The sequence below is a fragment of the Dorea amylophila genome (assembly GCF_025567265.1).
Lineage (GTDB): Bacteria > Bacillota > Clostridia > Lachnospirales > Lachnospiraceae > Dorea_A > Dorea_A amylophila.
The window spans coordinates 176,554-187,044 of sequence record NZ_JAOQJW010000003.1 but is presented as its reverse complement, the minus strand read 5'-3'; the positions used below and the strand labels follow the sequence as shown (position 1 = coordinate 187,044).

The 10,491-nt window shown below is 42.4% G+C and carries 10 protein-coding genes; 8 read left to right on the top strand and 2 right to left on the bottom strand.

The window, feature by feature from the left end:
- Positions 1-253: 253 nt before the first annotated feature.
- Complete coding sequence (locus OCV72_RS02805) at positions 254-1,567, bottom strand: IS30 family transposase (protein WP_022293574.1); 1,314 nt, start codon at positions 1,565-1,567, stop codon at positions 254-256.
- A gap of 351 nt (positions 1,568-1,918) precedes the next feature.
- Between OCV72_RS02805 and OCV72_RS02800 the strand changes: the two genes are divergently transcribed.
- On the top strand, positions 1,919-2,422 hold the full coding sequence (locus OCV72_RS02800) for a CarD family transcriptional regulator (protein WP_055281743.1): 504 nt from the start codon (positions 1,919-1,921) through the stop codon (positions 2,420-2,422).
- 63 nt (positions 2,423-2,485) lie between these two features.
- On the opposite strand, the gene OCV72_RS02795 is transcribed toward OCV72_RS02800, so the two are convergent.
- Complete coding sequence (locus tag OCV72_RS02795; protein WP_055281740.1) at positions 2,486-3,574, bottom strand: ABC transporter substrate-binding protein; 1,089 nt, start codon at positions 3,572-3,574, stop codon at positions 2,486-2,488.
- A 158-nt stretch (positions 3,575-3,732) separates the two neighbouring features.
- Here OCV72_RS02795 and OCV72_RS02790 point away from each other — a divergent pair, with 158 nt between their 5' ends.
- The 7 genes from OCV72_RS02790 to OCV72_RS02760 all read left to right on the top strand — a co-directional run bounded on the left by OCV72_RS02790 (position 3,733) and on the right by OCV72_RS02760 (position 10,216).
- Positions 3,733-5,130: a sodium-dependent transporter gene (locus OCV72_RS02790; RefSeq protein WP_055281738.1), complete on the top strand. Its 1,398-nt coding sequence runs from the start codon at positions 3,733-3,735 to the stop codon at positions 5,128-5,130.
- Between the two features lie 42 nt (positions 5,131-5,172).
- The gene (locus OCV72_RS02785) at positions 5,173-5,589 is read left to right on the top strand and encodes a C-GCAxxG-C-C family protein (protein WP_117598340.1); all 417 of its coding nucleotides are present in this window, start codon (positions 5,173-5,175) and stop codon (positions 5,587-5,589) included.
- Between the two features lie 68 nt (positions 5,590-5,657).
- The gene (locus OCV72_RS02780) at positions 5,658-6,020 is read left to right on the top strand and encodes a VOC family protein (RefSeq protein WP_055281733.1); all 363 of its coding nucleotides are present in this window, start codon (positions 5,658-5,660) and stop codon (positions 6,018-6,020) included.
- Positions 6,021-6,271: 251 nt separating this feature from the next.
- Entirely contained in the window at positions 6,272-7,228 is a 957-nt protein-coding gene (locus OCV72_RS02775) for a ketopantoate reductase family protein (protein WP_055281731.1), read from the top strand.
- An 18-nt stretch (positions 7,229-7,246) separates the two neighbouring features.
- Positions 7,247-8,536 (top strand): L-cysteine desulfidase family protein, encoded by a 1,290-nt coding sequence (locus tag OCV72_RS02770; RefSeq protein WP_055281729.1) that lies wholly within the window; start codon positions 7,247-7,249, stop codon positions 8,534-8,536.
- The gene (locus OCV72_RS02765) at positions 8,536-9,888 is read left to right on the top strand and encodes an MATE family efflux transporter (protein ID WP_055281726.1); all 1,353 of its coding nucleotides are present in this window, start codon (positions 8,536-8,538) and stop codon (positions 9,886-9,888) included. The genes OCV72_RS02770 and OCV72_RS02765 overlap by 1 nt, the downstream gene beginning before the upstream one ends.
- Positions 9,889-9,958: 70 nt before the next feature.
- On the top strand, positions 9,959-10,216 hold the full coding sequence (locus tag OCV72_RS02760) for a hypothetical protein (protein WP_055281725.1): 258 nt from the start codon (positions 9,959-9,961) through the stop codon (positions 10,214-10,216).
- Positions 10,217-10,491 lie beyond the last annotated feature (275 nt).

Genomic DNA, 10,491 nt, shown 5'->3' with positions numbered 1-10,491 from the left:
GCTAACTTGAAAAAGTAAATTCCAGTGCAGAAGTAAATTCCACACTCATTTAAAAGTTCTTGATTTTCTAAGAGTTTTATAAGCTCAAAACGCTTATTTCTGTTATAATAGGAGTAACTTCTTGGAAAAAACTGATTTGATGGTATGACAAACGGACCACTGGAAGGTAGTGTGCGAGACTAAATTCCACCGGTCATGTGAGGAAAATGTGAAAGTTTAATTTCCAGTCCGACAGCAGATTTCTAAGTGGTTGTTAATGGTTGAAGCGAATCAGCTTAGGCGTTAGATTGACCAAATCAGGGTCAATGCGCTTAAGCTGAAATGCGTTTAGGGTTTCTTTTCCGAGTGTCTCTAATGCGGCGTCATAAGGCGTGCTTCCATTAAGACTTTCCCTTGGAGTGGAGTTGATGTGATTCACGATTAGATTCACATCCCATTGTGTCAAAAATTCAAAACTAGTTCCTTTGGGAAGCACCATGCGAAGCATGGTGTGAGCCTGCTCAAGACCTCCTTTTTGTCCGCTACGCATGGGATCACAATAGTAGATGCTGGTACGCTGAATTTCATCCAGTCCTGTTTCAAGAGCGACAGGATCTCCGAATTCTGAACCTCTGTCTGTCAAGATATATTCAAAGACAGATAAGAACTCATAGGTGCCCATACGTTTTTCTAAACGGTCAAAAATAAGCCGGACAGCGCCTTTAGTACAACGATTCAGGAGAAAGGCAAGGAACAGCTTTTCCTTAGTGAAGAAAAAGGTCAGTAACGTCTTGTTGGATTCTCTGGATGAGTGTACCGTATCCATTTCTACAAAAGAGGATAACTGCAGCTCACTAAAATCACTGAATAACCTTTTCTCGAAGACGGTTCTGTTTGTAATCTGTGTTTTATGGCACTTTCGTGGCTTGAAGCCGGGCTTACGTTTTAAATCAATGTTTCTGGCTGTAAACAGACCTTGATCCAGATAGGTGTACAAGGAACGGACTGACATATCCAGTTCTGGATGATTGGTAATGATTTGATATGGAGATTGTCCCTGCTCGATTAAAGGAGAAACAATGCCATCCTTTTTGCGTAATTCATGTTTTGTCATGTTTATACCGGCTCTGGAACCGGAAAGCTTTTCACGGTATTTTCTATCAGCAAAACGTGCATCGTATCTGTATTTCTGGGCGATGGTGCAATGATTTATCTTTTTTGTGCAGCCATTACAGACATAGGGCGCCTTATCCAGTCTTTTGCACTGTTCCTTCACAAAATCCTTGCAAGTTTGATTACAGGTGGGGCAGGAAGTGCATTTTACATCGCAGAGAATGATTTTTCCGCAGACATTGGTTTTCCGGCAATGGAAGCGATGAATACAAAAGTTATGGGCATTATAGAAAGTACCTTTGTGATACCAGTCGGATAGACGGTGAGCCCTTACTTCTTTGGAAATGGTTGTTGGATCCTTGCAAAGAAAGCGGGCAATGTTCTTAAAGGTTTCTCCCTTGTTCAGTTCGTTTTCGATATAGATACGGTCTTCAAGGGAAAGGTGCTTCTGGTTTCCTGGAATATATTTACTCATGGATATCCTTCTTTCTACTGCTGTCAGAAAGAAAGATAACCTTACCATTTTTATATGAAAGAGTAAACCTTTACTGTGCGGGAGTAAATTCCACCACCAAATGTGGTGGTGGAATTTAAAATTTCATTTTTGGAAATGCATAAAAAATTTCACGTTGGTTGACACTGATATCAAGAGTTATGTTATAATAGCTATATCAAGAGTTTATGTCAGCGCGTTTACAAATTTCATAATACGATACCAGAAAAGTTGGCGTGCAGTTCGATATAACTTCGGATTGTGCGCCCTTTTAGCGTTGTCATACGTCTGCAGAAGTTACCATGAGAGAAGTGTTAAGAACAGGAGGCAGAAATGTTCAGAATAGGAGATTATGTGGCGCATTATAAGGAGGGCGTCTGTGAAGTGGTAAATATTGGAAAGATTGATATGGGCAGTTCGGATAAAGAGTATTATACGTTAAAACCGGTATATGATGCAGCCGGAACGGTATATACACCGGTTGACAACAAGAGGGAGCAGATCAGACAGTTAATTACAAAAGAAGAAGCAGAGAATCTGATCAAAGAGATGTCGGAGATTGATACAATCGGTGTGACGAATGAAAAGCAGCGGGAAGCAATGTACAAAAATGCGTTATTACACAATCAGTGCAGAGAATGGGTTTCATTGATCAAGACATCTTATGGGAGAAATAAAGAAAGAATCCAGGCAGGGAAAAAGACGATTAATATCGATGAGAGATATATGTCCAGTGCTGAAAAGTTCCTGTATGGGGAACTGGCGGTGGTGATGGAGATGCCGAGAGATAAAGTCAGTGGTTATGTGAAAGAGCATTTGGATACAGAGAGAGAATAGGAGAAGACAGAGTCAAAAATAATGTTGCAAACCAAAGAAATGGTTGCAACATTATTTTTGTGATTAATGTGAAATCGTTGTATCTTTAACTGCTTTTGCGGATTTTTCGGCATAAATTGTCGTTACAAGATTCTTATACGGAGCACGTTTTTTTAGTTCTCCGGCATCTTCTAAAATATCCTGAAGAAGATCAAAACTTTCCTGACGGAAGATTAGATCCTTCTTCCATGTGTCCTGTTCATAGTAACGGGATACGATGGTTGTAATGGTATCCGGTGTCGTCTCTTTGAACTGAGGCGCAATTACCTGAGCAATTTCTTCCGGAGTGTGAGATGCCACATAATTCATACCTTTTTGCAAAGCATTGGTAAATCCCTGAATGATTTCCGGATGTTGGGAGATGTAACTTTTCTTTGCAGAGAATGCGGTGTATGGGACATATCCGCTGTCAGTTCCGAGAGAAGCTACAACATATCCTTTTTCTTGTTTTTCAAGGTTGGTTGCGCCTGGTTCAAATTCTACCGTGAAGTCATAGTCTGCTTTTTCTTCAGCAAAGGCTGCAGCTGTAGAACCGAAATCAATGTTCTGGTCAATCGTAAGATCAGAGGCTGGGTCAATGTGATTCTGCTTTAAGATATATTCGAATACCATTTCAGGCATGCCGCCTTTCCGCCCGCCAATAACTTTTCTGCCTTTCAGATCTTCCCATTTAAAATTTTTAATATCCTCTTTGGCAACTAGGAAGTTTCCGGCTCGCTGAGTGAGCTGTGCAAAATTCACGACATAATCATGAGCCCCTTCATTATAAGTATAAATGGAAGCTTCTGATCCCATAAATCCGATGTCGGCTGTTCCGGAAAGGACAGCAGTCATGGTCTTGTCGGCGCCAAAACCGGTCACGAGAGAAAGGTCGATCCCTTCCTTCTCAAAATAATTCTTTTCTATTGCAACATACATCGGTGCATAGAAGATAGAATGAGCGACTTCATTCAGTGTGACAGGAATCAGATCCGTCCTTTTATCATTGATAGATTTTGAAGTTTTTGAAGTTTTGCCTGTCGCAGATTCCGGTTTATCAGCGGATGTGCATGCCAAAAGTGAAGTGACGGATAGTGTAAAAAGTAGAAGAAGAGCGGTGATACACTTTTTCATAAGATCCTCCCAGGGAAATATATTCTATGCTTTATAGTATATTCAGATGTGAAAGATCAGTGACAGGGGGGGGATGGATTACAAAATTTCTTGTTTTATTTTAAATGAATTAATGGTAAAATATTGAAGTATTAACGAAAATGAGAGGAAAAAAGAGTATGAAACAAAAAAATAGCTTTAGCGGACAGATTGGATTTGTATTTGCAGCTGCCGGAAGCGCAGTCGGTGTGGGAAATCTCTGGCGCTTTCCATATCTGGCGGCAAAAGATGGAGGCGGATTGTTCCTGCTTATCTATCTGGTACTGGTGCTGACAGTTGGATTTGTGTTATTGACTACGGATATTGCAATTGGCCGCAAGACAGGCAAAAGTGCAATCTATGCTTATGAATCAATGAAGAAAAAATGGAAATTTCTTGGAGTGATCACATTCTTGGTTCCGGTGTTGATCATGACCTATTACGCGGTTATCGGCGGATGGATTTTAAGATACATTGTTATTTATCTTAAAAGCTCAGGGAAGCAGGCAGTAACAGATGACTGCTTTACCGCATTCATTTCTTCACCATCGTCGGTGTGGTATGGATTGATTTTTATGCTGCTGACAGCATTGATCGTATATAACGGTGTAGAAGAGGGAATCGAACGAGTTTCGAAATTTATCATGCCGGTTCTGCTGATTATGGTAATCGGAATTGCAATTTTCTCACTTACATTGAAGACTACGCTGGATGACGGAACAGTACGTACCGGATTGCAGGGGCTTAAGGTGTATATGAAACCGGATCTGACAGGAATTACGGTTGGCCGCTTCCTGCAGATTACACTGGATGCAATGAGCCAGCTGTTCTTCTCTCTGAGTGTATCAATGGGAATTATGATTACATATGGCTCATATGTTAAGAAAGATGTAAATCTGAATAAGGCAGTATCGCAGATTGAGATTATGGATACTGGAGTTGCATTCCTTGCCGGTGTTATGATCATCCCAGCAGTATTCGTATTCTCCGGTTTGGATGGAATGTCAGCGGGACCGGGACTGATGTTTGTATCATTGCCAAAGGTATTCTACAGTATGGGAACGGTCGGACGTGTGATAGGAATTCTGTTCTTTGTACTGGCAGGATTTGCCGCATTGACATCCTGCATTTCGGTACTGGAATCAATCACTGCAAACTGTATGGAATTATTTCACACAGAGCGTAAGAAGACGACCAGAGTGTTATCGGTGATCTACCTTATCGCAACAGCAGTGATCGCACTTGGATACAGCATCTTCTATGTAGAAGTTGCACTTCCAAACGGAAGTACAGGACAGCTTCTGGATATCATGGACTACATCAGTAACAGCTTTATGATGCCGTTTATTTCGCTGTTATCAGCAATTTTGATCGGCTGGATCATGAAGCCGTCATGGATTGCAGAGGAAATGGAACTGAATGGCGAGAAATTCAAACGTAAAAAGTTATATAATGTGATGATGCGTTATATTATGCCGGTTATCATGGTGATTCTGTTCCTGCAGTCAACAGGTGTGTTGAATCTGATTATGAAATAATAATATTGGAAGTAAATGAAGCAAAAAGGAGATCAGAGAAATATGAGTACAAAGGCAGAACATGCAGCAGAATTACACCAGAGAGGATGCAACTGCGCCCAGGCAGTAGCCTGTACATTTTGCAAAGAATTCGGAATCAGTGAAGACGATATGTTTCGTATCGCAGAAGGTTTTGGTCTGGGTATGGGCGTGATGGAGATGTGTGGTGCATTGTCTGGAATGGCAATGATCATCGGCCTTGATAACAGTCAGGGAGGCACAGAAGAAGGATCCAGAACCAAAGGGGATACATATAAGAAGATCCGAAGCAAAGTAGAAAAATTCAAAGAGAAAAATGGTTCCTGCATCTGCCGGGAGTTAAAAGGTGTGGAGACAGGAAAAGTTCTCTGCAGTTGTCCACAGTGTATCGCAGATGCCGTAGCTTTGACAGAAGAATATCTGGCAGAGCAGGGAAAATAAAGTCTGGATAAAATAAAACTCAGGGAAAATGAAATCCGGGAAAAGTCAATGCATAATGGAGAAAAGAAATGCGATTAAAAAATATATTAATTGTTGTAAAAGATATCGAACATTCCAAACAATTCTATCATGACCTGTTCGGACTGAATACAATTCTTGACAATGACGGCAATGTGATATTAACGGAAGGCCTGGTACTTCAGGACGAAAAGATATGGAAAGAAGTTCTGAATAAGGATATTATTCCGGAAAATCATTCCAGTGAGTTATATTTCGAAGAACCGGATATCGAAGCATTTGCCAGAAAGCTTGAAAAGTTGTATCCGAATGTTAGGTATGTCAACCGGCTGATGACACACAGTTGGGGGCAGAAGGTGGTCCGTTTCTATGATCCGGATGGCAATCTGATCGAAGTAGGAACACCGATGTAAAGAATTCCAATGAATGGTGCGAGGCAGTATCCGATGAAGAATACGGAAAATTGAAATAATCCTACCGAAGTATAAAAAATGTGATAAAATGGTTGCAGTCAGGGAACTGATTGCAGCCATTTTTTGGGTATCGCCATGTGTTCGTAAGGAGCTGCCAGTGGCAGGTCATGTAGATACAAAAGTATGCAAGAGAAGTTGCTGGCGGTCGATTCTGAGGATTAACAGAGACAGAACATGAAAGGACAAGAATCATGAAGATAACATCAGTTGCAGTATTAGGTGCAGGTGCGGTAGGTTCCTATGTGATCTGGGGACTTGCGGACCGTGAAGATATAAAGCTTGGTGTGATCGCCGAAGGAGAGAGAAAGGAAAGACTGAGCCGTCAGGGCTGTGCGATCAACGGAAAGGTCTATCATCCGGAGGTGTGGACACCAGAGGAAGCAGAAAATGTGGATTTCCTGATCGTTTCGTTAAAATATGGTGCATTACCGGGAGCATTGGAAAGCATCCGAAAAATAGTTGGAAAAGATACCAGTGTAATGAGCCTGATGAATGGCGTGGACAGCGAAGAGATCATCGCAGAACAGATTGGAAAGTCACACATTCTTCCGGCTGTGATTAAAGTAGCGTCGCACAGAGAAGCGGACGGATATCATTTCGATCCGGAGACAACACTTGGGATCATCTTCGGTGAATATGAAGCCCCATACGAAAGTGAAAGGGTAAAGGCGGTGAAAGAACTGTTTGCCGGTACGGGAATCCATTACCGCTCAACGGAATATGCAATAGAAGAAGTATGGTGTAAATTCCGTCTGAATGTCTGCAATAATCTGCCACAGGCAATCCTGGGAGCAGGTGTTGGCTGTTACCGGGACAGTGAACATATGAAAGCAATTCAGAATGGTTTGAAAAAAGAACTGGAAGCAATTGCAGAAGCGAAAGGAATTGACATCAGTAAAGCGGACAGAATGTCCGGACGGGGAAGTGCGGTTCCGCCAAAGGCCCGTTATTCCACATTACAGGATCTGGATGCAGAACGTCATACGGAGATCGATATGTTTTCCGGAGCGCTGATGCGTATGGGAAAAGAACTGGGGATTCCAACACCATATAATGAATATACCTATCATATGATCAAAGCACTGGAAGAAAAGAATGACGGCAGATTTGCCTATACAGGAGAGGAAGAACCAACCTGGTCGAAATAAAAAGTTTGGGGAAGAGATATGTTAAAAAAAGAAGAAATGATTACACTTTTAAAGAATGACGTAGTTCCGGCACTTGGCTGCACGGAACCGGTATGTGTAGCACTGTGCGCAGCAAATGCAGGGAAAATGACGGAAAATAAGATCCGCTCGATAGAAGTGGAAGTAAATGCAGGAATCTATAAAAATGGAATGTCGGCAGGAATCCCAGGCTGTGATTATGTAGGACTTCCATATGCAGCAGCACTGGGAGCATATCTTAAGAATCCGGAAAAAGGGCTGGAACTTCTGGAAGATATCACACCGGAAATTCTGGAACAGATGAAAGAACTGTGCGGTATGGCTGCTGTATCCGTGAAGATGAAAGAGCAGGAGCAGGGATTGTATGTGAAATGTAAGATCAAGACAGAAGCAGATATGATCACATCGGTCATCAGAGGAACACATACGAATCTTGTATATCTGGAGAAAAATGGAAAGATTATATATGAAAAAAATCAGGAAAACGGACAGGCATCAGATAATGCTCTGATTGAGGCGTTGAAACAGATGACAATTGCACAGATCCGCCAGGTTGCAGATACAGCTTCAGAGGAAGAATTACATTTCCTGATGGATGGAGTGGAAATGAATGAAAGACTGGCAGCTTATTCCGAAGATAAGAAAGTCGGAGTAGGAATTGCAGATACGCTTCGGAGTGAAAAAGGTTCAGAGGTGTTGAAGAATGATCTGCTGACCAGAATTATGCTGAAAGTAAGTTCGGCAGCCGAGAGCCGTCTGGACGGCTGTCCGCTGCCGACGATGAGCAGTTCCGGTGCGGGAACAAAAGGTCTGGTAGTGATCCTGCCGGTCAGTGAAGCAGCAGATGCATTGGAAGTGTCAATGGAGAAAAAGGTGCGTGCGCTTGCAATTGCTCACCTGGTGAACCGTTATATCAATGCTTATATAGGAAAGCTGTCACCGATGTGCTCCTGTGTCATGGCATCATCAACGGCTGCATCCGTAGGAATTGCTTACCTGCTGGGAGGCAGTGACGAACAGCTTGGGTATGCGGTGCGAAATATGTCCGGGACGGTAACGGGAATGATCTGTGACGGCGGAAAGGTCGGCTGTGCAATGAAGGTTGCAACAGGATCATCAGCAGCCCTGCTTTGTGCGCTGACGGCTGTTCATGATGCGCCGCTTCGTGTGAGTGACGGTATCTGTGCAGAGACACCGGAAGACTGTATCCGTCATATGGCACAGATCGGTAATCAGGGGATGGCGCAGACGGATAAAGAAATCATTCATATTATGGAGCAGAAAAAGTGATGACAGAAAAAGTGAAACAACAGCATATGTTTTCAAATAAAATGATCGCCGGTATTCTGATACCGGTCGTTCTGGAACAGTTATTGAATTCAATTATGGGAACGGCAGATACGATGATGGTAAGTAATATTGGATCTGCAGCTATCTCGGCAGTATCGCTGGTGGACTCTATCAATATTCTTGTGATACAGGCATTTTCGGCACTGGCAGCAGGAGGAGCAATTGTCTGTTCACAGTATATCGGACAACAGAATAAAAAGATGGCGAATGAATCTGCAAGGCAGGTGTTATTCATCATCACGGCCATCTCGATTGCAGTCAGTGTGTTATGTCTGGGATTTAAGAAACCGCTTTTGCGCCTGATTTTTGGTTCAGTAGAAGCTGACGTTATGAGAGCCTCAGAGACATATTTCTTTTATACAGCTATTTCATTTCCGTTCATAGCGGCATATGATTCGGCGGCATCCATTTTTCGCGCGCAGGAGAATACGAAGGGTCCAATGCTCATTTCCATGATATCGAATGCGATGAATATTGTTGGAAATGCAATTATGATCTGGATTTTCCATATGGGAGTTGCGGGTGCGGCAATCTCTACACTGGTTTCCCGTATATTCTGTGCAGTGGTAGTATTGATTCAATTAAGAAAAGACCGGCAGCCAATCGTGGTAAGAGATTACCTGAAAATCCGTCCGGACTGGGCAATGATCCGGAGAATACTCGGAATCGGAATTCCGTCCGGTGTGGAAAACAGTATGTTCCAGCTTGGGAAACTGGCGATACAGTCTACCGTATCAACATTAGGTACAACAGCAATCGCAGCACAGGCAATGACAAATATTCTGGAGAATCTGAATGGAATGGCGGCAATCGGAATTGGTGTAGGGTTGATGACAATTGTAGGTCAGTGTATGGGAGCGGACAGAAAAGATGAGGCGGTCTATTACATAAAAAAATTAAGTGTGATCGCAGAAGTGGCAATCATTGTAAGCTGCCTGCTGGTATTAGCATTGACCAGGCCTGTGACAGTTCTTGGCGGCATGGAGCCTGCAAGTGCAAAGATGTGTTTCCATATGGTAACCTGGATTACGCTTGTGAAGCCGATTGTATGGACGCTGGCATTTGTTCCGGCATACGGACTTCGTGCGGCGGGAGACGTAAAATTTTCTATGATCACGTCGTGTCTGGTCATGTGGCTGTGCCGATTTTGTCTGTGCGTGATACTGATCCGATTTCTGGGATTTGGAACGATGGGCGTCTGGATCGGTATGTTTGCCGACTGGACAGTGCGTGCAGTAATATTTACATGGAGATTCCATAGCAGAAGATGGTTAAGGTATAAGGTGATTTAACCATTATTATGAATCAATAGAGTATGAGATCAAAACAAATAATAATCAGGAAGATTAAAGGAGAAAGAAAATGAATGAATTATATGAATTGATTGAAAAAAAAATAAAGGCATCCGGATATTCGAGACCAATCTCGGGGGCAGATGTATATGATGATATCTGTGATCAGATCGATGGAAAAGAAAACGGGACGTATTTATTATTGTCAAAATTTGAAGAAGATGTGGTATTTGAGTATCATATTACGATTCGGGATGAGGATTTTAATCTGGGAGTTCTGACGATGAAGACACCGGAAGGTACATTTGAAGTAGACTTCGATGCATAGATTTACTTGGGATTTAATTCAGGAAGGCTGTGGATACCCGAACCGGAATAAAGCTTGGAAAGGCGTTCCTGTTCAGGTTCCATCGGCGGGTCAATTCTAAAGGGGCAAAATTCTGCTAAAAGCAGGCTTTCAAAATTTGAAACTCGGCATACGCCTCAGACAGTCAAATTTTGAAAACCTAACGCAGAATTTTACCCCTTAAGAATTACCAACGCCTCTTTCACATTCACTGGAACGCCTTTCCAAGTTTTATTCCGTGTGTATCAAATGCCTTA

Coding starts and splice junctions, on each gene's coding strand:
- OCV72_RS02770 (WP_055281729.1), top strand. CDS start 7,247: ATGTTAAAAAAAGAAGAAATGATTACACTTTTAAAGAATGACGTAGTT.
- OCV72_RS02790 (WP_055281738.1), top strand. CDS start 3,733: ATGAAACAAAAAAATAGCTTTAGCGGACAGATTGGATTTGTATTTGCA.
- OCV72_RS02775 (WP_055281731.1), top strand. CDS start 6,272: ATGAAGATAACATCAGTTGCAGTATTAGGTGCAGGTGCGGTAGGTTCC.
- OCV72_RS02800 (WP_055281743.1), top strand. CDS start 1,919: ATGTTCAGAATAGGAGATTATGTGGCGCATTATAAGGAGGGCGTCTGT.
- OCV72_RS02765 (WP_055281726.1), top strand. CDS start 8,536: ATGACAGAAAAAGTGAAACAACAGCATATGTTTTCAAATAAAATGATC.
- OCV72_RS02760 (WP_055281725.1), top strand. CDS start 9,959: ATGAATGAATTATATGAATTGATTGAAAAAAAAATAAAGGCATCCGGA.
- OCV72_RS02795 (WP_055281740.1), bottom strand. CDS start 3,574: ATGAAAAAGTGTATCACCGCTCTTCTTCTACTTTTTACACTATCCGTC.
- OCV72_RS02805 (WP_022293574.1), bottom strand. CDS start 1,567: ATGAGTAAATATATTCCAGGAAACCAGAAGCACCTTTCCCTTGAAGAC.
- OCV72_RS02785 (WP_117598340.1), top strand. CDS start 5,173: ATGAGTACAAAGGCAGAACATGCAGCAGAATTACACCAGAGAGGATGC.
- OCV72_RS02780 (WP_055281733.1), top strand. CDS start 5,658: ATGCGATTAAAAAATATATTAATTGTTGTAAAAGATATCGAACATTCC.